The following is a 19,623-nucleotide window of genomic DNA, read 5'->3' as shown; positions in this document are numbered from 1 at the left end:
GACGGTGTACAGCCTGTTCGCTGGGAGGGGCGAAGTAAGTACTGACGCGACGATGAATCTGCCGCGCAATTCAACCCGCCGCGGCGCCAGTGTAAGATGCGCGGCTTTTGCGGGCAGCGCCCGGATAGGCTTTGCTGTAGCGAACAAGCTGCTCACAGAAGCGGCAAACCCAACCGCCAGATCAACGACCGGCAACAAGAGGATTGACCATGCTGGAGAAGCTGTTTCAACTCAAGGCGCATAACACCAACGTGCGCACCGAGATGCTGGCCGGTCTCACCACCTTTCTGACCATGGCTTACATTCTGTTCGTCAATCCGAGCATCCTCGGCGCGACAGGCATGGACAAGGGCGCGATCTTCGTCGCCACTTGTCTGGCGGCGGCGTTCGGTTCGGCAGTGATGGGCCTGATCGCCAACTACCCCATTGCCTTGGCGCCAGGCATGGGGCTGAACGCCTTTTTCACTTACACCGTGGTGCTCGGCATGGGCCACACCTGGCAGGTGGCGCTGGGCGCGGTGTTTCTGTCGGCCTGCATGTTCTTCCTGCTGTCGGTCTTCCGCATCCGCGAATGGATCATCAACAGCATCCCGCTCGAATTGCGCTCGGCAATCGCTGCCGGTATCGGCCTGTTTCTCGCACTGATTGCCCTGCAAAGCGCGGGCATCGTCGTGGACAATCCGGCCACCCTTGTCGGCATGGGCGACCTCAGCAAGCCACAGGCGCTGCTGGCGATCCTCGGCTTCTTCCTGATCGTCGGCCTGGAAGCAAGGCGTGTAACAGGTGCGGTGCTGATCGGCATCCTGGTGGTCACGGTGATCAGCATCCTGCTCGGCGTATCCGAATTCGGCGGCGTAGTATCGATGCCTCCCTCACTGGCGCCGACCTTCCTGCAGCTGGACATCCTCGGCGCGCTGGACGTCGGCCTGATCAGCGTGATCTTCGCCTTTCTCTTCGTTGACCTGTTCGACAATTCCGGCACCCTCATCGCGGTGGCGAAGAAGGCTGGGCTGATGCGCAAGGACGGCTACATGCCAAAGATGGGACGCGCGCTGATCGCCGACAGCACCGCGGCCATGGGCGGCTCGCTGCTGGGCACCTCGACCACTACCAGTTATATCGAATCGGCGGCAGGCGTCAGCGCCGGCGGGCGCACCGGTCTGACCGCCATTGTGGTTGCGCTGCTGTTTCTCGCCGCACTGTTTTTCGCCCCGCTGGCTGGTAGCGTTCCGGCCTATGCCACCGCACCGGCATTGTTGTTCGTCGCGGTATTGATGGCCTCCGGTCTGGCCGAGATCGACTGGAGCGACCTGACCGTCGCCGCGCCGGTGCTCATCACTGCGCTGGCCATGCCACTGACATTCTCCATTGCCACCGGCATTGCCTTCGGATTTATCGCTTGGGTCGTGACCAAGACCTTGGCTGGACGCTGGCGCGAACTCAACGCCATGCTGGTGATTCTCGCCGTGCTCTGCGTGCTCAAGCTGGGTTTCCTGGAGGGCTGACGTCATCTGCCGGGTGCGCGCGCCGCTCAACGTGCGATCAGCGCGCCTCTAAAAATACCTTTCCTCCTTCTTCATCTGCTTCGAGTGCCCAATGAGCCGTCCGCAATTCGACCCCGCCATCTACGACACCCAACTCGCCGAGAAAGCCGCCCGGCTGGTCAAACTGCTGGCGCCCTTCGACGCGCCGGCTCCAGAGGTGTTCGACTCGCCGCGGGAGCACTACCGTCTGCGCACCGAATTTCGCCTGTGGCGCGAGGACGGCCAGCGCCATTACGCGATGTTCGAGCAGGGCGACAAGCACACGCCGATCCTGATCGACGAATTCCCCATCGCCAGCCGCCGCATCAACCAGCTGATGCCGCAGCTCAAGGCCGCCTGGCAGGCCAGCGAAACACTGAGCTTCAAGCTGTTCCAGGTCGAGTTCCTGACCACCTTGTCCGGCGATGCGCTGATCACCCTCGCCTACCATCGCCCGCTGAACGACGCGTGGCAGGCCGAAGCCGAGCAACTGGCGGTGAAGCTGGGCGTGAGTATCGTCGGACGCTCGAAGGGCAAACGCATCGTCATTGGTCGCGACTATGTCGAAGAAGAGCTGGTCGTAGCCGGTCGCAGCTTCCGCTATCGCCAGCCGGAAGGCGCCTTTACCCAGCCCAACGGCGAGGTTTGCCAGAAGATGTTGAACTGGGCACACGAGGTGCTCGGCGAGCGCGACGACGACCTGCTCGAGCTCTACTGCGGCAATGGCAACTTCACCCTGCCGCTGGCGACCCGCGTATCCAAGGTGCTGGCAACCGAGATCAGCAAATCCTCGGTGAACGCAGCGCTGGCCAACCTCGACGACAACGGCATCGACAACGTGAGCCTGGTGCGTCTTTCCGCTGAAGAGCTGACCCAGGCGTTGAACGAAGTGCGTCCGTTCCGCCGCTTGGCCGGTATCGACCTGAAAAGCTATGCCTTCGGCAGCGTTTTCGTCGACCCGCCGCGCGCCGGCATGGACCCGGACACTTGCGAGCTGACCCGCCGCTTCGAGCGCATCCTTTACATTTCCTGCAACCCGGAAACCCTGGCCGCGAATATCGCCCAGCTGCACGACACCCATCGCATCGAGCGCTGTGCGTTGTTCGACCAGTTTCCCTATACCCACCACATGGAGTCGGGCGTATTGCTGACTCGTAGGTGAAAAAGGTGAGCTAAATAGCAGTTCGTCGCGTGACCGTAACGGTTGCGGGAGCTGCTCAGAACCCGGCGCTGTCCACCAGTAAGTAGATGTTGTTAAGCCTTACTGCGGGTGTTGCCTATGCAAATTGAAGTACCGCCCATGCCGGAAAGTCGCGAAGAGCTGATCGCTGACCGGCAAGCCCTGGAAATTCTCAACCGTATCGGCGGCCGTCTGGCCGCAGAGCTGAACCTCGAAACCATGGTGCAGATGGTGACCGACGCCGGGGTCGAGCTGACCGGCGCCCAGTTCGGCGCCTTCTTTTACAACGTCGAAAATGAAGGAGGGGTCACCCACACCCTCTATGCGCTGGCCGGCGTGCCTCGCGAGGCATTCTCACGTTTCCCCCAGCCACGCGCGACGGCAGTCTTTGCGCCGAGCTTCGCCGGTACGGAAATCATCCGGTCAGATGACATCACCCAGGACCCGCGCTACGGCAAGAGCGGGCCGCATTTCGGCATGCCGCACGGCCACCTGCCGGTCACCAGTTACCTTGCGATTCCGGTGGTGTCGCGTACGGGCGAGGTGCTCGGGGCGCTGTTTTTCGGGCACGAAAAATCCGCTGTTTTCACCGCCCGCCATGAATGGCTGATGGTCGGTGTGGCCGGGCATGCAGCGGTGGCCTTCGATAACGCACGCCTGCTCGAATCGGCGCAGCGCGAAATCACCGAACGTCGGCGTGCCGAAGAGGCCCTGCGCCAGTTCAACGAAACCCTGGAAGCGCGTGTTAAAGCACGCACCGCAGAGCTCGAACACATTCACGAAGTACTGCGCCAGGCACAAAAGATGGAGGCTATCGGCCAGCTGACAGGCGGCATCGCCCATGACTTCAATAACCTGCTGCAAGGCATCGTGGGTTCGCTGGAAATGGCCAGGCGACGGCTTGGCCAGGGCCGCGCGGCCGAGCTGCCGCGCCATGTCGATGCCGCTATCGACTCGGCTCAACGCGCGGCCGGCCTGACGCATCGGCTTTTAGCCTATTCGCGTCGACAACCGCTCGCCCCGAAAACCATCGACCTCAATCGCCTGGTGGCTTCGCTGGACGACCTGCTGCAGCGCACACTCGGCGAGACCATCCGTATCCGTAAGTTGCTTGCTGATGACCTCTGGCTGACCCAATGCGATCTGCACCAGATCGAGAGCTCGATCCTCAATCTGGCGATCAATGCCCGCGACGCCATGCCCGACGGCGGAACCTTGACCATCGAGACCCGCAACGTGCATCTCGCCGCCCAGGAAGCGGCCGACGAGCTACAGGTCGCTGGCGGTGACTACGTCTGCCTGACCGTCACCGATACCGGCTGCGGAATGCCGCCGGAGGTGATCGCGCGCGCGTTCGACCCCTTCTTCACGACCAAACCCATCGGCCAGGGCACCGGCCTCGGGCTGTCCATGGTTTACGGTTTCGCCCGCCAATCCGAAGGGCACACACAAATCAAGAGTGCGCCCGACGTTGGCACCTCGGTGTCGGTATTCCTCCCGCGCCAGCATGCGGTGCAACTGCCTGAGGGCGTCGTCGAGCTGGCGCAGCAAACGCCCCAACCGCTACGTGGCGGCAGCGTATTGCTGGTGGAGGACGAGCCGACCGTACGTTCAGTCGTGGCGAACGTGCTGCAGGACATGGGCTACAACGTTCTGCAGGCCCACGATGGCCCGACCGGGCTGGCGATTCTGGAAACCGACGTGCAGCTGGATCTGCTGGTCACCGACGTCGGCCTGCCCGGCCTGAATGGCAGGCAGCTGGCGGATCTCGCCCGGACCCGTCAGCCCGAGCTGAAGGTGCTGTTCATGACCGGCTACGCCGAGCATGCGCTGATGAAGGGCAACTTCATCGGTGAAGGCCTGGAGCTGATCACCAAGCCATTCTCCATCGAAGCCTTTGCCCGGCAAGTGGCCACGCTGGTCAGTGGCGGCCGTATCCGCGCCGCCAAGTGACACAGCATCGAGCACATCGGACGTATCAGCGTGCTTGCGCTACCGCACCGTCGGTCAAGGCCTTGCGCGGTCTGGCTGCTGGCGTTGTGGCCGCAACCGGCAGCGGTGCAGTACTGCTCTGCTCACGATCGCCGCTGCTGTTGGCCAGCAGGCTTTCGGTTGCGGTTTGCAGATAGGCCACGGATTTCATAGAGCTGACGCGGGTCGCGCTCTTTGATGATGAACAGACGGTCCCCAGCCGCATCGTACGTCAGGCCCTCGAAGCCCTTGTTGCCGTTGAGATTAATCCCCAGCGAAAAGAACTGCGCCTCGGATATGTCAATCGGCCGCGGCAGCGCCGGTAACTGAAAGACGCTCACCTGTTGCGCGCGCTCGTCCGACACCGCGACTCGGCCGTGGCCCATGTAGGTCACGCCCTCGATATCGCCGAAGCCCTGCAATGGATAGCGCTCAAGCAGCTCGCCGGTCTTGCTCAGTGTCACCAGCTCGGTAGGCCCGCCGTTGACCACCGCTAGCAGGCAGTCGAGATCGGCGTCATAGGTGACTGCCGAAAGGTTTTTGCGGATGCCTTCGACCGGCTTGGCGTCGATCACCGCACCGTAACCGGGTAACCAGAGATTCGCTGCGTTATCGCGACTGCCGTTCATCTCGCTGGTCAGATAAAAGTAAAGGCGCTCGTTCCAGTGCAGGGCCACACCGGTCGCCAGGCCGGCGGCCAACAACGCGGCCAGGCCGAGCAGCCGATAGTGACGGTTGAGCAAAGCGGTCAAGAGTTGTGCGGTGTAAGGATTTATTTGCATCATCGCGATTCTTTCCTTATCGCTGGCGCAGCCAGTGTCTTTCATATCAAGGATTCATCCGGTGTCCGGTCTGTCCCGCTTAAAGTCCCGCCTGCAGGGCTGGGCACGCACGCTCAAACGTGACGTCATGACGCTCTGGTTCTGTACCCGCCACCCGGACACGCCTTGGTGGCTACGCGTGCTGGTGCTCAGCATCGTGGCCTACGCGTTGAGCCTGATCGATCTGATCCCGGACTTCATCCCGCTATTGGGCTATCTCGACGACTTGATTTTATTGCCCCTCGGAATCTGGCTGGCCGTGCGTCTGATGCCCGCCGACGTCCTTGCCGCATGCCGCGCCCAGGCGCTCGTCTGGGAGCAGCAGCACGATGCCCGCCCGGCCAGCCTGGCCGGGGCAGCAGCGGTACTACTGATCTGGGTGCTGGGCGCCGCCGTGATCGCCTATTGGCTGAGCGGCCCCTGATCAACGGGGGGGAACATAACCAAGCGGATGTGAAAAAAATGTCGGCACCGGCCAGGTTCAAGCCGACCTTGCGGCAGATGCGCAACCCGATGGCGCACGGAGGGAGATTCGGTCTAGCTGGGGCGGGAAAATCGCCAAGGGCACGGCTCTGCTGAACTCAGCCCGGCTTGCCGCAATCGCTGACTATCGTGGGGTCACGTCCGGCGTGCCTACGGAGGCCGCATTGAGCGGATCACCGCGGCGGAATGGCTCCGGCCCCTGATCCGGTTCAGATATCGGCAACACGGCCGTTTCATCGCCTACGCGAAATGGCTTGGGTGGGTCGTCGTCCATGCGGCTCCGTTTGGGTTGCGGCTCAGCTTCTGGTTCGGCCGTGGGACGTTCGCGAATCATCATCAGCGCAGCCGCCGCCAGTAGCGCTGCGAACACCCGGTAGATCAACGAGGCAAGATCGAAACCGACCAGCTCGCCGCCGTCGAGCCACAACGATCCGAGCCGCCCGGCCACCAGCGCAAGCATAGTGATCACCAGCATCACCAAAGCTGCTTTGGCACGCTCCGGGAGTTGGATTGCCCAGAGCAGAAACAGCGCCAGGCCCAGCTGCAAACCACCGTAATAGACGCGCATATGGCTGACCGAGGCGGTCTCCATCAGCAGCATCCCGTTCAGATTGGCCATCTCATAAGGGCGCAGCCAGTAGGCGAGGCTGAAACCGATCATGATCACGGCCTGAACAATCAGAACGAAACGGGCAAAACGCATCGAAAACTCTCCTGATAGCGGCTCCGCACCACGATGGTTATCGGACCGAAACAGCACGCGTTGGTTCGCCAGCAAAATGCAGTCGCATGCACCTTCGGCTGAGACATTCGCTCACACCTGTTGCTTGGGCTGCGCCCGAACCTGGCGGTACTCTGCGCGCTATTTCGTCGGAGGATTTCCTATGCGCCGTCTGCTGCTCGCCACCACCCTTTTCGCCGGCCTTGCCCAGGCCGCTGACCCCATCGCGATCGACGTGCATCGCGACGCCAATTGCGGCTGCTGCACCTCGTGGATCAAGCATCTGGAAGAGAACGGCTTCGCCGTAACCGATCACGTCGAAACCGACATGGCGGCGGTCAAGAGCCGTCTTGGCGTACCGCATCGGCTGGGCTCCTGCCATACCGGCGTGATCGACGGAAAGTTCGTCGAAGGTCACGTTCCGGCCGCCGACATCCTCAAGCTGCGTGCACAACCGAATCTGATCGGCGCGGCCGTGCCGGGCATGCCCATGGGCTCGCCGGGCATGGAGATGGGCGATCGGAAAGACGCCTACAAGGTGATCGGGCTGAGCAAACAGGGCGAGGAATCGGTACTGGCCGATTACCCCGCGAACTGAAATCAAGCAGACGAAGCGTCGTCTTCTGGCTGAATTAGCGGGCGGCATGGCGGGTCTTAGCCACTGAGCAATGACTGGCAGAAGGCCCCGAACATGCGGTGGAAAAAGGCGCGTCGCAGTGACAACGTGGTGGATGCCCGCGGCCGTAGCGGCGGCATAGGCGGTGGACGTCTGAGCCTGGCCGGGGTCGCCATCGTGGTGGTGATCGGACTGCTCTCGGGCCAGGACCCGATGCAGATTCTCGGTCAGTTGGCCAATCAGACCGGCTCGACACCCACGTCTCAAAGCAATACGCCAGCGAGCGGCGACGATCCGCAGGTCGCCTTCGTTCAGGCGATCCTGGGCGATACGGAAGACACCTGGCGCGCGCTGTTTCAGCAGTCCGGCGAGCAGTATCGCGACCCTACGCTGGTGCTCTTTCGCGGTGGTGTCAGCTCGGCCTGCGGTTTCGCCAATTCGGCGGTCGGGCCGTTCTACTGCCCTGGCGACCGGCAGGTGTATCTCGATCTGCAGTTCTTCGATGAGATGGCCTCACGCTTTTCGGTCGCTGGCGATTTCGCCCAGGCCTATGTGATTGCCCATGAGGTTGGTCATCATGTCCAGACCTTGCTCGGCGTATCGCAGCAGATGCAGGCCGCACGTCAGCGCGGAGCCCAAATGGAGGGCGACAATGGCTTGCTGGTCCGGCAGGAATTACAGGCGGACTGCTTCGCTGGTGTCTGGGCCTACCACGCCCAGCAGCGTCATGACTGGCTTGAGGAAGGTGATCTGGAGGAGGCACTGAACGCCGCCAACGCCATCGGTGATGATCGTCTTCAGCAGCAGAGCCAGGGCCGCGTGGTACCGGACGCCTTCACCCACGGCACCTCGGCGCAGCGGGTGAAGTGGTTCCGCACCGGCTTCGACAGCGGTGAGCCCGCGCGCTGCAACACCTTCCAGGCGCAGCGCCTGTAACGTTTCTCAGAGTGCCTCGTTGATCCAGCTGTAGATCGGCGAGTCGGCACCGCTCTGCACGCTAACCTGAGCACTGTGGCGCAGACGCACCAGCAAGCGCTTGCCGGCCTGTGCGCTACCGCTCAGGGCTTGCAGCTCAGCCAGCAGTTGTGGTCCCTCCATCCGCCCCGCTTCCCGCAGCAACTGCTGGGCACCGAGCCAGAGGCGATCGGAACCCGCCTCAGTCGATGCCTGCGCCGCTTGTGAGTTGGCGCTTAGCGGCAGCTGACGCGCCAGCTGTGCCCAATCCTGATCGTCCAGCTCCACGCTGAGATCCACCGGTAGCTCGCCGATGTAGCCACGAATTCGGATCATCTTTGTTCTCCAGAAAAACTCTCACCATGCTCCCACGGCTCGCGTCGGGCTGGCCAGCGCAGCCACTCTTTTGTTATAACGTAACCATTACTTAATCAGGAGATCGTCATGCGCCATCTGTTGCTCGCCCTGCCCTTTGTTCTTGCGCCCGGCCTCGCTCAGGCTGCCCAGCATCACGAGCATGACCATCATGATCAGCACGCCAGTCTCGGCGCCCATGAGCACGGCGCCGCCGAACTGGACGTCGCGCTGGATGGTTCGACATTGGAAATCGAACTTCGCAGTCCGGCGATGAATCTGGTGGGATTCGAACACGCGCCGGGCAGCGATGCGGACAAACGCAAGATCGCCGATGCACGCAAGCGGCTAGAGCAGCCCGATACCCTGTTCGGCCTGCCAGCGGCAGCGGGCTGCACCCTGGCTGAAACCGAGCTGGAAAGCCCACTGTTCGAAGACGCCGCTCATGACGGCGAGCACGAGCACGATCATGAAGGCCAGCACAGCGAGATCCACGCCCACTATCACTACGATTGCGCCACCCCTCAGGCGCTGCACGCCCTTGATCTGCAGGCGCTGTTCAAGGCATTCCCCGGCACCGAGAAAATCCAGGCACAACTGATCGGCCCGAACGGCCAACGTGGCGCACAACTCGACGCCGGCCAACCACGCGCTGAGTTCTGAACACCCGTTGTCTGCCGCTGCCCGGCCCGACGCAGTAAACTCACCGGCTCGCCTGACACGGATCATCGCGAATGACCGCACCGTTGCTCGAACTCCACCAACTGGGTTTTGCCTGGCCCGGCCAGGCAGAATTGCTCGACATCTCCAACTTCAAGCTGGAGCGCAACCAGAGCCTGTTTCTAAAGGGGCCGTCAGGTAGCGGCAAGACCACCTTGCTGGGCCTGATCGGCGGCGTACAAAAAGCGCAGCGCGGAACGGTTCGACTGCTCGGCAGCGACCTCGCTGCGCTTTCCGCAGGCGCGCGGGATCGTTTTCGCGTCGATCACACCGGCTATATCTTCCAGCAGTTCAACCTGTTGCCCTTTCTCTCGGTAGCCGAAAACGTCGGCTTGCCCTGTCATTTCTCGCAAGCTCGGGCCGAACGCGCCCGTCAGCGGCACGGCAGCGTTGCGCAGGCAGCCGCGAGTCTGCTTTCGCACCTCGGCCTATCCAAGGAGCTCTTCGGGCGGCGTGCCGAAGCGCTATCGATCGGCCAACAACAGCGCGTTGCCGCGGCGCGCGCGTTGATCGGTCAGCCGGAACTGGTGATTGCCGACGAGCCCACCTCGGCGCTCGACGCCGACAGCCGGGAAGCTTTTCTGCAATTGTTGTTCGCCGAGTGCAGAGAGGCTGGCTCGAGCTTGCTGTTCGTCAGCCACGACCAGAGTCTGGCTCCGCTATTCGACCGTAGCCTGTCACTGGCGGAGCTCAACCACGCCGCCTACGTACCGGAGATATAGGCCATGTACCTGTTGCGCCTGGCCTTGGCGAGCCTGAACAACCGCCGCTTCACCGCCTTGCTTACGGTCTTCGCCATCGCCCTGTCGGTGTGTCTGTTGCTCGCTGTCGAGCGTGTACGCACCGAAGCCCGCGCCAGCTTCGCCAGTACCATCAGCGGCACCGACCTGATCGTTGGCGCCCGCTCCGGCTCTGTGAATCTGCTGCTGTATTCGGTGTTCCGTATCGGCAACGCCACCAACAACATCCGCTGGGAAAGCTTCGAGCATTTCGCCCAGCACCCACGGGTGAGCTGGGCGATTCCCATCTCGCTGGGCGACTCTCATCGCGGCTATCGCGTCATGGGCACCAGCAGCGCCTACTTTGAACACTATCGTTACGGGCGCAAGCAGCCCCTGCAACTCGCTGAAGGGCGCCCTTTCGCCGAGGATCCGTTCGAAGTGGTGCTCGGCGCCGAGGTGGCACGGGCGTTGAACTACAGACTGGACGACCAGTTGGTGCTGGCCCACGGGGTCGCCACGGTCAGCCTGGTCAAACATGACGACAAGCCGTTCCGCGTGGTCGGCATCCTGCAGCGCACCGGCACGCCGGTCGACCGTACGCTGCATATCAATCTTGCCGGAATGGAAGCGCTACATATCGACTGGCAGAACGGCATGCCTGCTCGCGGAGCGGCGCGCATCGACGCGGAACAGGCGCGGCAGATGGATCTGCAGCCGAAGCAGATTACTGCCGTCATGCTTGGACTCAACAGCAAGATCGCTACCTTCACCCTGCAGCGCGAAATAAACCAGTATCGCGGCGAACCGCTATTGGCGATCCTGCCCGGCGTTGCGTTGCAAGAGCTCTGGAACCTGATGGGGACGGCGGAACAGGCACTGTTCGTGGTCTCGCTGTTCGTCGTGATCACCGGGTTGATCGGCATGCTCACGGCGATTCTGACCAGCCTCAACGAGCGCCGCCGGGAAATGGCCATCCTCCGCTCGGTGGGCGCCAGGCCCTGGCATATCGCCGGTCTGCTGATCGTCGAGGCGTTCAGTCTGGCACTGGCGGGCGTGATGCTCGGATCGCTGTTGTTATACATAGCAATTGCCGCCGCCCAGGCACCGCTGCAAAGCCATTATGGGCTTTACTTGCCGCTGGCCTGGCCGAGTGCTTATGAGTGGTCGCTGCTTGCCGGCATACTATTGGCCGGCCTGCTGATGGGCAGCGTGCCTGCCTGGCGCGCTTACCGGCAGTCCCTGGCCGATGGCCTGTCGATCAAATTATGAGGACTGTCATGCCACGCCTGCTGCTCGCCACGCTGCTCGCCCTTGCGGTTCCGTTCGCCGCCGCCGAGGTGCGTGAACTGCAATGGTCAGATCTGATTCCCGCGGACGCGCCGCCACCACCGCCACCCATGGCGATCCATGACATGTCGCAGCTGGCCGATGCGCTCGCCGCCGAAACGGGCCCCGCTGCTGCTCAGCAATCTCCTGCCGCACCGGTAGTCGAGTCGCTGGACGGCGCCCAGGTAAAGCTGCCTGGCTATATCGTGCCGCTGGACATGGGCGAGGATGGGCGTGTCACTGAATTTCTGCTGGTGCCCTACTTCGGCGCCTGCATTCACGTTCCGCCACCTCCGTCGAACCAGATCGTGCATGCCACCAGCGAACTGGGGGTAAAGGTCGACGAGTTGTACCAGCCCTTCTGGATCGAGGGTCCGCTGCGAGTCGAGCACGCCAGCAGCGAGTTGGCCGAGGCCGGCTATCGCATGGATGCGCAGAAGATTTACTTCTACGAATTGGAGTGAGGAACGGCAAGGTTCCCTATGCCAGAGCGTTGGGAATCAGATCGCTCAACTATTTTGCCGTACTGAATCGGCGAGGGCTGGGTCAGTGGGCACTCGCGACCTGGCGTTCACGCTCGAAACTCAGCTCACCTTCAGCCCATTCCCGCCAGGCGCGTACCTTGCGCCGCTCGGCACCGGCCCGCTCGGCCTGTTTCAGCGCATCGAGTCCCGCTTGCCAGCGGGCCTGCTCTAGCTCCAGCTGAGCGACATTCAGCCAGAACTTTGCGCTGCCGGACTGCACGGCCAGCTCGCGGTAAATCTTCGCGGCTGCGGAGCGTTCCCGCGCCTGCCACCAGAGCATGCCCAGCCGTTCACGACGCTTGGCGTCACTGGGTAGCAGACGCGACTCGAGCATGCCTTCTAGCAGCTTCGCCCCTTGCCATGGTTGTCCGGCTGCGCCCGCCAGCAGCACCAGATTGTCCAGCTCCGACTCGCTGAAACGCAGCCCCTTGACATGTGCCGCGCGCAGCGTCGCGAGCGCCTTGTCTTCAGCGCCCGCCATCTGCTGCAAACCTGCCAATTGACGCCAGCTCTTGGCTTGATTCGGATGGCGGGCAAGCAAACGCCGCTGCCAGCGCTCGGCAGCATCGTAACGCTTCAGTTCGGCATTGCCGGCCACCAGAAATTGCAGCCAGGTATCGGCCGCATTGGGGTTGGCCTGGACGTAACGCTCCGCCAGCGGCAGCGCCTTGGCATGCTGGCCGAGCCCCTGATAGGCCTGCACCAACATCTGCAGCACCTCCTCGTTCGCCTGTGCAGGCGAGCCCAGCAGATTGATCACCTTGGCGTAGCGACGTTCGATCAGATTGAGTTTGGCCAGGTTGAGCCGCTCGTTCGGCAGCAGCGCCTCGTCCAGCTTGCCGCTGGCGACCGCCTTCTCGAGCAACTCCAGCGCTTGCCGGCTATCGCCTTCGGCCCAGGCCAGATATGCCCGACTGCGCCACAAAAGCGCTTCTTCGGCACTGCCTGACTTGGCCTCGGCCTGAATGAGGGCCTTGCGCGCAGCGCTGTAGTCGCCCTTCTGCTGAGCGCTTTGCGCACGCTCCAGCGCCTTGAATACGACCGGGTCGATGCTTTGAGCGGCGTGAGTCGAAGCGGCGAACAACAACGAGATCAACAGCAGCAAACGTGGCATGTCAGCGTTCTCCTTGTAGGCGGAAGTGCAGAGTCTTGACTGCTTCGCGCGATACAGCGGCGCCATTCTGGGTACGTGGTGCAAAACGCCAGCGAGCGGCTGCACGGCGCGCTTCGCGATCGAACACATTGCGCGGCGAGGCTTCCAGCACCCGGATGTTCTCGACTTCGCCGGCAGGCGTAATGGTGAAGGCGAGCTTGATATGACCTTCAATGCCGCGCTGACGTGCCCGATAGGGATACTCGGGACGAACATCGTTCAGTGGCATGACTTCCTGCTCGGGGCCACCGGACTGCGCCGCAGTATCAGCCGCCGACGGGGCCGGCGCTGGAGCTGCGGGCGACGCAGCGGCGGTCAAGCCGGACAGGCTGGGCGCCGGCGCGCTGGCAACCGACATTCCACTGTCGATATTGGGCAGTTGCAGATCCAGTTTCGGCAGGCTGGCATCTGGCGTGGCCATGCTCGGCGTGGGTGGCGTCGGCGGTTGCGGTGTCTTTGGCTGAGGCGGCTGAGGCGCTTGCTGCCGCGAACGCGTCGCGGTGCTTTCGTTGCGGCTGTCCATGCGCACGAAGTTGGCAATGGCCACCGGCTCGTCCGTCACTTCGCTACGCGGCGGGTTGACCATGCTCAGCATCAAAACGAACAGCAGCAACGCCACCACGCAGGCGGCGATAAAGGACAACCCGACACGGGTCAGCCCGCGAGCCATTACTGCGCTCCCGAAATGGCAGCGAGCGCCACATCCCGGACCCCAGCCTGGCGCGCCTGATCCATTACCTGAACCACCAGCCCGGTGCGCGCGTCCTGATCCGCCTGAACCACCACAGCGCCTTCAGGCTGGTCGACGCGCATGCGCTCGACATGGGCGCGTACGCTGCGCACGTCGACCGGCTGCTTGTCGATCCAGACCTGGCCGTCGGCAGTGACCGCAATCAGAATGTTGCCTTTGTCCTGCGCACTGGCAGTATCGGCCTGCGGGCGCTGGACTTCGACGCCGGACTCCTTGATGAAGGAGCTGGTGACAATGAAAAAGATCAGCATGATGAAGACCACGTCGAGCATCGGCGTCAGATCGATGCCGGTGTCCTCTTCCTGCTGGTAATGATGGCGACGCATACGCATCCGGTAATCCTCAATCGTGACGCAGCTGGTCGGCCAGCCGGTCGAGAGCCTGTCGCGAAATACGTTCGAGACGCGCCAGGCTAAACAGTCCAGTAATAGCCAGCACCATGCCGGCCATGGTCGGCAGGGTCGCCTGCCAGACGCCCGCGGCCATGCCACGGGGATTGCCGGTGCCGTTGAGCGCCAGCACATCGAATACGGCAATCATGCCGCTGACGGTGCCGAGCAGGCCCAGCAGCGGATACATCGCGACCAAGGTCTTGCTCATCCGCAGCGGGCCGGCGAGTTGCTGCTGCGCCTGGGCCAGCCAGGCGCTACGCACCGCGCGCTGCCAATTGCCAGGCTCACGATCCAACTGCGCCCAGGCCTCGCGGCGGGCTTCGACCCAGCGCGGAAACACCCGGCGCATAAACCACAGGCGCTCGAATACCAGCGTCCAATAAAGCACGCACAAGGCAGCCAGCGCCCACATCACCGCGCCGCCGGCCGCCATGAAATCGAGCAGCGAGTAGGCGCTGTCGATCAGGCGCAGCCAGTGCCCGTGCAGATCAGTCACGACGTGGCGCCCCCGACAGATGCAGTGCAATCAGGCCAGCGCTCTGTTGCTCGAGCAGCTGAATCAGCGCCTTGCTACGACTGGCGAGCAGGCTGTGCAGAAACAGCAGCGGAATCGCTACCACCAGTCCCAGCACGGTGGTTACCAGCGCCTGAGAGATACCGTCGGCCATCAGTCGCGAATCACCACCACCGCTCTGGGTAATCGCCTGGAAGGTCACGATCATGCCAGTCACTGTGCCCAGCAGGCCGAGCAATGGCGCCACCGCACTAAGCAATTTGAGCAACGGCTGACCGCGCTCCAGTGGCGGCGTTTCCTGGAGAATCGCCTCGTCAAGCTTCAATTCCAGGGTTTCCAGATCCGACAGCTGTGGCTTGGGACCAAGCACACCAATGATTCGACCCAGCGGGTTATCGTCACGCGGCTGGCTGAGCGCACGCATCTGCCGGCCAACGGCGCGGCCGACACCGGTCAGATAGACCATGCGCCAAATTGCAAGCAACAGGCCGACAACGCCCAGCACGATAATCACCCAACCGACCAGACCGCCCTGTTGAACACGATCCCACAGCTGTGGCTGGCGCTGCAGCTGCGCCAGCAAAGAGCCGCGGCTCGGGTCGATCGGCAAGGTGGCCAACGCATCATTGCTGCTCAGATAGTCGTCGACCATATTAATGCCGGCTGGCTGGCGGCTCGGCATCAGCAACTCGCCCGCATCGCTGTCATAACGCAGGAAGTTCTCATTGGTGAACGCAGAGAAATTGCCAACACGCAGCACCGACTGCTCGCTTCGCTGGCCATCGGCGCCCACCACGGGGAGTTCAACGCGCTCGACCTGACCGCTGGCGGTGAGGTCTTCGAGCAGCGTCATCCAGAAACTGTCGAGGTCGTCCGCTGAGGGCAGCGTGCGGCTTTCAGCCAGCGCGTTGAGACGATCGAGCCGATCGGGGTATTGCGCGTTGAGCAGACTGTCCTGCCATTGGCCAGCAACGTCGCCTGCGCTCTGACGGACCACGCCGAACAGCTCACCGAGATGGCCGACCCGCTGTGCCAGGAGCTTTTCCTGCTCGGCCAGTTCAGTTTCCTGACGGTCGAATTCAGCTTTCAGACGCTCGGCTTCGGCCTTCTGCTTTTCAAGCGCGGCATTAGCGCTAGCCAGTAGCTGCGCCTGTTCGCTGCGATTCTGAATGAAGGATTGTTCGCGAGCCTGCATGGCATCGACTTCCGCGGCGCGCTCGCTGCGAATGCGTTGCAGCAACTGGTCCGGACTTAGAGGCTCGGCCGCCTGCGCCAGAGCGGGTAACAGGCCGATGAAAAATAACGTGAACATACGGCTCATTGCGCAGCCTCCTTGGCCAAGGTCTTGATAGGCAGTTCGAGCCAAGTGGGCGCCTGCTGCTGACGAGCAATGGCAATGGCCTTGGTGAGCGGCCGGCGCGCGCTGCCGTCGAGCACTTCCCAGGCGTGGGTTTGCGAATTCCACCAGCCACTCTCATGGGCATCGAGCGTCTGGTAATAGAGCATCGTCCGCCCCAATCGCAGGAATTCGACGCTGCGAGTTCCGCCCTCTACGGGCAGCTCGCCGCGCCAGGCTTCCAAGGTTCGGCCGTAGTCACTCTCGATCTGATAGGCCTCAAGAATGCGGCGATATTTCTCGGCTAGGCTGACGTCGGCACGCACTTGCATGTCCTGCAGACTGGCCAAGCGATCGGCGCGCTCGTCGGGAAGAAACGGCAGATCAGCCTCAATGAACTCACCAAGCACATCGATCATCCGGCCCATCTGCGGCGCGACGGCTTCCTGGGTACGTTCGATGCTATCCAGTTGACGTTGGAACCCTTCGAGTTCCTTGCGCTGCGCCACGGTGAGCTCGGTCAGCTGCGCGTTGTAGGCCTTCAGGGCCTCGGCCTGCTGCACAGCATTGCGGTACTCGTTGAGCATTTGCCGCGTGGCATCGTCGAGCTGCTCGATGCGCGTTTGCGACGCTTTGGCCTCAGCAGCCAAGCGCTGACTTTCCTCCAACGCTGCATCCAACGGAGCGGCCTGTAGCGGCAGGCATAACAACAACAGCACGCCTGCGAACAAGCGAGTCGGGTACTGATTCATGCGGGGTGGATCCTCGGTTCACGGCAATCTCAGAGCGTTACTTTATAACACTTCCGGCATGCGCCGCAGCCAATTCATCATGGCGACGCCCGATCTGATATTACGGCGGATTCAGAAAGAGAAACATTATCATCCGCAACCAGAGGACAAAGCAACCTGATCAATGCTGCCAAGGGCTGGCTGTGGGATTATGTGCAGAAGAAGAAACGAACTAGAGGCACGGCACCGCCAACGCCCAAAAATTTTACGAATCCGTCAATTGCTAACTTGCAAAAACAATAAAGGCGCCCTCGGCGCCTTTATGATTTCTACCGCTCCACTAGCGACTTAGCAGCTTTGCCAAACCGCTGCGCATGTCAGTTATCGGCTCCGGCAGATGGAAGTGTTGTAGCAGTCGCGCATTGTTCGCACGCGAATGACGAATGTCACCGCTCCGCGCGTCTTTGTAACTGACCGACGGCAACTCGCCCAAAACATCGCCGATCGCTGCCAGTAACTGGCTCAGGCTAGTGGCGCGATTCAACCCAACGTTGACCGCACCAGTTTCAACACTTGGTTTTTCCAGTGCCTGCACCAGTAACTCGACCAGATCGCCGACATAGACGAAATCGCGAGTCTGCTCACCATCACCAAACACAGTGATCGGCAGTCCCTGCTGCGCGCGCTCGGTGAAGATGCTGATCACGCCCGAGTATGGCGAGGACGGATCCTGACGCGGCCCGTAGATGTTGAAGAAGCGAAACACCACCGGCTCCAGACCATGCTGGCGGCGATAGAAATCGAGATAGTGCTCACTGGCGAGCTTGTCCGCCGCGTATGGGGTCAGCGGTGCTTTTGGCGTTTGTTCGTCAATCGGCTGCCCTTCACCATTGTTGCCGTAGACAGCTGCACTCGAGGCGAAGACGACTCGCCTTACGCCCTCCTCGCGCATCGCTTCGCACAGGTTCAGGGTGCCGACCAGATTGCTCTGATGCGTCCCGACCGGGTCATCGACCGATGCTTGTACCGATGCAACAGCAGCCAGATGCACCACGGCTTGGCATCCCTGAATCGTACGGCGAACAAGCTGCGCATCGGCCACGTCGCCCTCGATGAGCTCGACGCGGGCGTCGTCCGGCAAATTGCTGCGCTTGCCAGTGGAAAGATTGTCCAGCACTCGGACCGAGTAGCCGCGAGCGACAAGCACATCAATCAGATTCGAACCGATGAAGCCGGCTCCGCCTGTAACCAGAATAGGTGATTCAGCCATGACGGTAGTAACGCTCCAGCAGGCTCGGCAGTCCGGCGCGCCAGGCACGCGGCTTGATGCCGAAGGTATTGAAGATTTTCTTGCAGGCCAGTACGCCATGCTGCGGCTCGTCCGCAGCATCGGGACAAGCGGCGTGAGCGACGGGGGTCAGGCTGCTGATTTTCAGCTGGCGATGCTGAGCGGCCTCAGCGAGCAGCGCCTGGCCGACAACCAGCGGGGTCGATGCCTCGTGCCCACCATAGTGATAGGTTCCCCAGAGCGGCACCTGACAATCCAGCTGCTTCAATACGGCCAGGATGACCCTCGCCGCATCTTCAACAGGCGTAGGGTTGCCACGGCGGTCATCGGCCAGACACAGCTCATCGCCCTGCTCGAGACGCTGGAGAAAGCGCCCTAGCAAGCCGTCCTGACTGTCATCCAGCAACCAGCCGAACCGCAGCAGAACGTGTCGCGGGCAGAGCGCACGAACACTCTGTTCGATACGCCAAAGTGCGTGGCTGCGCGCATCCAGAGGCGCGACTTCATCCTTTTCGCTGTAAGCGGTGGTGCGAGCCCCGTCGAATACGCGGTAGCTGGACGGCTGCATCAGCACGAACTGATGGTGCTGGCCTAGCTCCGCCAGCCGCTCTACTGCTCGTTCCTGATTAACAAGTACGGCCTCATAGACATGGCCACTCTGAAACCAGTCGAAGTAGTAGGCAAGGTTGATTACGACATCCGGACGGTTGTCGTCGAGCAGTTCGGTCAGACTAGGCGCGTCCCATCCTTGATCGGGTGGGCGCGGTGCGAGGAAGCCGATGTCTTCCTCGGCACCGAGGCGGATAAGCGCCTGACCCAGGGCATTGCCGCCGCCCAACAGCATCAGGCGCATTCGCATTGAGTGGACTCTAGAACGGGATATCGTCGTCGAAACTGTCGTAGTCCGGTGCTGGCTGCTGAGCCGGCTGCGGCTGGGACTGCGGACGCGATTGCTGCTGCGGTTGCGAGTCACGCTGCGGACGCGGCTGGGATTGGCGAGGGGCATCGTCGGAGTTGCCACCGCGGCCGCCGAGCAGCTGCATGGTGCCGCCCATGTCGACTACCACTTCCGTGGTGTAGCGCTTGACACCGTCTTTTTCCCACTCGCGAGTCTGCAGGCGTCCCTCGATGTAGCACTGAGAGCCCTTGCGCAGATACTCACCGGCGATTTCGGCAACCTTGCCGAACAGTACGACACGGTGCCATTCGGTGCGTTCCTGCTGCTGACCGGTCTGCTTGTCTTTCCAGCTGTCGGTGGTGGCCAGCGTGATGTTGGTCACCGCATTGCCATTGGGCATGTAGCGGGTTTCCGGGTCGCCGCCGACATTGCCGATCAAGATGACTTTATTCACCCCTCTGGCCATGGGTAACTCCTTGCTCAAACATGAATTAGGTTGGCTCACTGGAGAGAATCCCTGCAAACAGGAAAAAGCCAATGACCGCGAATCTTACCTCACCGCCCCATGCCGGCCAACCGGCGCGACTTCACGATATGGGAATGTGGACAGCTTGATGGTGGCTGATGCTCACAATGCAGCCAGAC

22 protein-coding genes are annotated in these 19,623 nt (G+C 62.1%); 10 read left to right on the top strand and 12 right to left on the bottom strand.

Translation table 11 applies throughout. The features are described 5' to 3' along the window. The first annotated feature begins 209 nt into the window (after positions 1 to 209). The 3 genes from D7241_RS00365 to D7241_RS00355 all read left to right on the top strand — a co-directional run bounded on the left by D7241_RS00365 (position 210) and on the right by D7241_RS00355 (position 4,656). On the top strand, positions 210 to 1,505 hold the full coding sequence (locus D7241_RS00365; protein WP_408099832.1) for an NCS2 family permease: 1,296 nt from the start codon (positions 210 to 212) through the stop codon (positions 1,503 to 1,505). Positions 1,506 to 1,596: 91 nt separating this feature from the next. Further along, positions 1,597 to 2,685, top strand: a complete 1,089-nt coding sequence (gene trmA / locus D7241_RS00360; RefSeq protein ID WP_408099831.1) for a tRNA (uridine(54)-C5)-methyltransferase TrmA — start codon at positions 1,597 to 1,599, stop codon at positions 2,683 to 2,685. Between the two features lie 117 nt (positions 2,686 to 2,802). Further along, positions 2,803 to 4,656, top strand: a complete 1,854-nt coding sequence (locus D7241_RS00355; RefSeq protein ID WP_408099830.1) for an ATP-binding protein — start codon at positions 2,803 to 2,805, stop codon at positions 4,654 to 4,656. Between the two features lie 122 nt (positions 4,657 to 4,778). Here D7241_RS00355 and D7241_RS00350 read toward each other — a convergent pair whose 3' ends face one another. After that, positions 4,779 to 5,459 carry an SdiA-regulated domain-containing protein gene (locus D7241_RS00350; protein WP_408099829.1) on the bottom strand — a complete coding sequence of 227 codons (681 nt, stop codon included), beginning with the start codon at positions 5,457 to 5,459 and terminating at the stop codon, positions 4,779 to 4,781. 67 nt (positions 5,460 to 5,526) lie between these two features. Between D7241_RS00350 and D7241_RS00345 the strand changes: the two genes are divergently transcribed. Beyond that, positions 5,527 to 5,919 carry a YkvA family protein gene (locus tag D7241_RS00345; RefSeq protein WP_408101166.1) on the top strand — a complete coding sequence of 131 codons (393 nt, stop codon included), beginning with the start codon at positions 5,527 to 5,529 and terminating at the stop codon, positions 5,917 to 5,919. Positions 5,920 to 6,102: 183 nt separating this feature from the next. Here D7241_RS00345 and D7241_RS00340 read toward each other — a convergent pair whose 3' ends face one another. Then, positions 6,103 to 6,681 carry a DUF4345 domain-containing protein gene (locus D7241_RS00340; protein ID WP_408099828.1) on the bottom strand — a complete coding sequence of 193 codons (579 nt, stop codon included), beginning with the start codon at positions 6,679 to 6,681 and terminating at the stop codon, positions 6,103 to 6,105. A gap of 181 nt (positions 6,682 to 6,862) precedes the next feature. Here D7241_RS00340 and D7241_RS00335 point away from each other — a divergent pair, with 181 nt between their 5' ends. Both D7241_RS00335 and D7241_RS00330 read left to right on the top strand, forming a co-directional pair. Further along, positions 6,863 to 7,297, top strand: a complete 435-nt coding sequence (locus D7241_RS00335) for a DUF411 domain-containing protein (RefSeq protein ID WP_408099827.1) — start codon at positions 6,863 to 6,865, stop codon at positions 7,295 to 7,297. Between the two features lie 93 nt (positions 7,298 to 7,390). After that, entirely contained in the window at positions 7,391 to 8,251 is an 861-nt protein-coding gene (locus tag D7241_RS00330; protein WP_255982562.1) for a neutral zinc metallopeptidase, read from the top strand. Positions 8,252 to 8,257: 6 nt separating this feature from the next. On the opposite strand, the gene D7241_RS00325 is transcribed toward D7241_RS00330, so the two are convergent. Next, on the bottom strand, positions 8,258 to 8,605 hold the full coding sequence (locus D7241_RS00325) for a hypothetical protein (RefSeq protein WP_408099826.1): 348 nt from the start codon (positions 8,603 to 8,605) through the stop codon (positions 8,258 to 8,260). Between the two features lie 108 nt (positions 8,606 to 8,713). Here D7241_RS00325 and D7241_RS00320 point away from each other — a divergent pair, with 108 nt between their 5' ends. From D7241_RS00320 to D7241_RS00305, 4 genes are all read left to right on the top strand, one after another. After that, entirely contained in the window at positions 8,714 to 9,286 is a 573-nt protein-coding gene (locus D7241_RS00320; protein ID WP_408099825.1) for a DUF2796 domain-containing protein, read from the top strand. Between the two features lie 71 nt (positions 9,287 to 9,357). Further along, entirely contained in the window at positions 9,358 to 10,065 is a 708-nt protein-coding gene (locus D7241_RS00315; RefSeq protein ID WP_408099824.1) for an ABC transporter ATP-binding protein, read from the top strand. A gap of 3 nt (positions 10,066 to 10,068) precedes the next feature. Beyond that, entirely contained in the window at positions 10,069 to 11,334 is a 1,266-nt protein-coding gene (locus D7241_RS00310) for an ABC transporter permease (RefSeq protein ID WP_408099823.1), read from the top strand. Between the two features lie 8 nt (positions 11,335 to 11,342). Further along, positions 11,343 to 11,855, top strand: coding sequence for a DUF3299 domain-containing protein (locus D7241_RS00305; protein WP_255982571.1), 513 nt, complete (start codon positions 11,343 to 11,345; stop codon positions 11,853 to 11,855). 82 nt (positions 11,856 to 11,937) lie between these two features. Here D7241_RS00305 and D7241_RS00300 read toward each other — a convergent pair whose 3' ends face one another. From D7241_RS00300 to D7241_RS00260, 9 genes are all read right to left on the bottom strand, one after another. Beyond that, positions 11,938 to 13,029, bottom strand: coding sequence for a tetratricopeptide repeat protein (locus D7241_RS00300; protein WP_408099822.1), 1,092 nt, complete (start codon positions 13,027 to 13,029; stop codon positions 11,938 to 11,940). A gap of 1 nt (position 13,030) precedes the next feature. Beyond that, entirely contained in the window at positions 13,031 to 13,738 is a 708-nt protein-coding gene (locus tag D7241_RS00295) for an energy transducer TonB (protein WP_408099821.1), read from the bottom strand. After that, positions 13,738 to 14,151, bottom strand: coding sequence for a biopolymer transporter ExbD (locus D7241_RS00290; RefSeq protein ID WP_255982577.1), 414 nt, complete (start codon positions 14,149 to 14,151; stop codon positions 13,738 to 13,740). Before D7241_RS00290 ends, D7241_RS00295 begins: the two co-directional genes overlap by 1 nt. 10 nt (positions 14,152 to 14,161) lie before the next feature. Beyond that, on the bottom strand, positions 14,162 to 14,707 hold the full coding sequence (locus tag D7241_RS00285; RefSeq protein WP_255982579.1) for a MotA/TolQ/ExbB proton channel family protein: 546 nt from the start codon (positions 14,705 to 14,707) through the stop codon (positions 14,162 to 14,164). Further along, positions 14,700 to 16,046 (bottom strand): MotA/TolQ/ExbB proton channel family protein, encoded by a 1,347-nt coding sequence (locus D7241_RS00280; RefSeq protein WP_255982581.1) that lies wholly within the window; start codon positions 16,044 to 16,046, stop codon positions 14,700 to 14,702. Before D7241_RS00280 ends, D7241_RS00285 begins: the two co-directional genes overlap by 8 nt. Further along, positions 16,043 to 16,813: a DUF3450 domain-containing protein gene (locus D7241_RS00275; protein ID WP_408099820.1), complete on the bottom strand. Its 771-nt coding sequence runs from the start codon at positions 16,811 to 16,813 to the stop codon at positions 16,043 to 16,045. The genes D7241_RS00280 and D7241_RS00275 overlap by 4 nt, the downstream gene beginning before the upstream one ends. Positions 16,814 to 17,132: 319 nt before the next feature. Then, positions 17,133 to 18,062 carry an NAD-dependent epimerase/dehydratase family protein gene (locus tag D7241_RS00270; RefSeq protein ID WP_408099819.1) on the bottom strand — a complete coding sequence of 310 codons (930 nt, stop codon included), beginning with the start codon at positions 18,060 to 18,062 and terminating at the stop codon, positions 17,133 to 17,135. Continuing rightward, positions 18,055 to 18,939 carry a sugar nucleotide-binding protein gene (locus tag D7241_RS00265; protein WP_408099818.1) on the bottom strand — a complete coding sequence of 295 codons (885 nt, stop codon included), beginning with the start codon at positions 18,937 to 18,939 and terminating at the stop codon, positions 18,055 to 18,057. Before D7241_RS00265 ends, D7241_RS00270 begins: the two co-directional genes overlap by 8 nt. Before the next feature lie 10 nt (positions 18,940 to 18,949). Then, complete coding sequence (locus D7241_RS00260) at positions 18,950 to 19,444, bottom strand: single-stranded DNA-binding protein (RefSeq protein ID WP_255982589.1); 495 nt, start codon at positions 19,442 to 19,444, stop codon at positions 18,950 to 18,952. Positions 19,445 to 19,623 lie beyond the last annotated feature (179 nt).

It is taken from the genome of Stutzerimonas sp. VN223-3 (genome assembly GCF_045999685.1).
Taxonomy (GTDB): domain Bacteria; phylum Pseudomonadota; class Gammaproteobacteria; order Pseudomonadales; family Pseudomonadaceae; genus Stutzerimonas; species Stutzerimonas stutzeri_AR.
Note: the sequence above shows the minus strand (reverse complement) of the source record. Positions and strands in the feature narration are given on the sequence as shown.

What these genes read in the sequence shown, in the direction of transcription:
- D7241_RS00270 (WP_408099819.1), bottom strand. Translation starts at nt 18,062, where the DNA reads ATGGCTGAATCACCTATTCTGGTTACAGGCGGAGCCGGCTTCATCGGT.
- trmA (WP_408099831.1), top strand. Translation starts at nt 1,597, where the DNA reads ATGAGCCGTCCGCAATTCGACCCCGCCATCTACGACACCCAACTCGCC.
- D7241_RS00295 (WP_408099821.1), bottom strand. Translation starts at nt 13,738, where the DNA reads ATGGCTCGCGGGCTGACCCGTGTCGGGTTGTCCTTTATCGCCGCCTGC.
- D7241_RS00280 (WP_255982581.1), bottom strand. Translation starts at nt 16,046, where the DNA reads ATGAGCCGTATGTTCACGTTATTTTTCATCGGCCTGTTACCCGCTCTG.
- D7241_RS00350 (WP_408099829.1), bottom strand. Translation starts at nt 5,459, where the DNA reads ATGATGCAAATAAATCCTTACACCGCACAACTCTTGACCGCTTTGCTC.
- D7241_RS00260 (WP_255982589.1), bottom strand. Translation starts at nt 19,444, where the DNA reads ATGGCCAGAGGGGTGAATAAAGTCATCTTGATCGGCAATGTCGGCGGC.
- D7241_RS00320 (WP_408099825.1), top strand. Translation starts at nt 8,714, where the DNA reads ATGCGCCATCTGTTGCTCGCCCTGCCCTTTGTTCTTGCGCCCGGCCTC.
- D7241_RS00315 (WP_408099824.1), top strand. Translation starts at nt 9,358, where the DNA reads ATGACCGCACCGTTGCTCGAACTCCACCAACTGGGTTTTGCCTGGCCC.
- D7241_RS00310 (WP_408099823.1), top strand. Translation starts at nt 10,069, where the DNA reads ATGTACCTGTTGCGCCTGGCCTTGGCGAGCCTGAACAACCGCCGCTTC.
- D7241_RS00365 (WP_408099832.1), top strand. Translation starts at nt 210, where the DNA reads ATGCTGGAGAAGCTGTTTCAACTCAAGGCGCATAACACCAACGTGCGC.
- D7241_RS00335 (WP_408099827.1), top strand. Translation starts at nt 6,863, where the DNA reads ATGCGCCGTCTGCTGCTCGCCACCACCCTTTTCGCCGGCCTTGCCCAG.
- D7241_RS00325 (WP_408099826.1), bottom strand. Translation starts at nt 8,605, where the DNA reads ATGATCCGAATTCGTGGCTACATCGGCGAGCTACCGGTGGATCTCAGC.
- D7241_RS00340 (WP_408099828.1), bottom strand. Translation starts at nt 6,681, where the DNA reads ATGCGTTTTGCCCGTTTCGTTCTGATTGTTCAGGCCGTGATCATGATC.
- D7241_RS00300 (WP_408099822.1), bottom strand. Translation starts at nt 13,029, where the DNA reads ATGCCACGTTTGCTGCTGTTGATCTCGTTGTTGTTCGCCGCTTCGACT.
- D7241_RS00355 (WP_408099830.1), top strand. Translation starts at nt 2,803, where the DNA reads ATGCAAATTGAAGTACCGCCCATGCCGGAAAGTCGCGAAGAGCTGATC.
- D7241_RS00305 (WP_255982571.1), top strand. Translation starts at nt 11,343, where the DNA reads ATGCCACGCCTGCTGCTCGCCACGCTGCTCGCCCTTGCGGTTCCGTTC.
- D7241_RS00275 (WP_408099820.1), bottom strand. Translation starts at nt 16,813, where the DNA reads ATGAATCAGTACCCGACTCGCTTGTTCGCAGGCGTGCTGTTGTTGTTA.
- D7241_RS00330 (WP_255982562.1), top strand. Translation starts at nt 7,391, where the DNA reads ATGCGGTGGAAAAAGGCGCGTCGCAGTGACAACGTGGTGGATGCCCGC.
- D7241_RS00265 (WP_408099818.1), bottom strand. Translation starts at nt 18,939, where the DNA reads ATGCGAATGCGCCTGATGCTGTTGGGCGGCGGCAATGCCCTGGGTCAG.
- D7241_RS00290 (WP_255982577.1), bottom strand. Translation starts at nt 14,151, where the DNA reads ATGCGTATGCGTCGCCATCATTACCAGCAGGAAGAGGACACCGGCATC.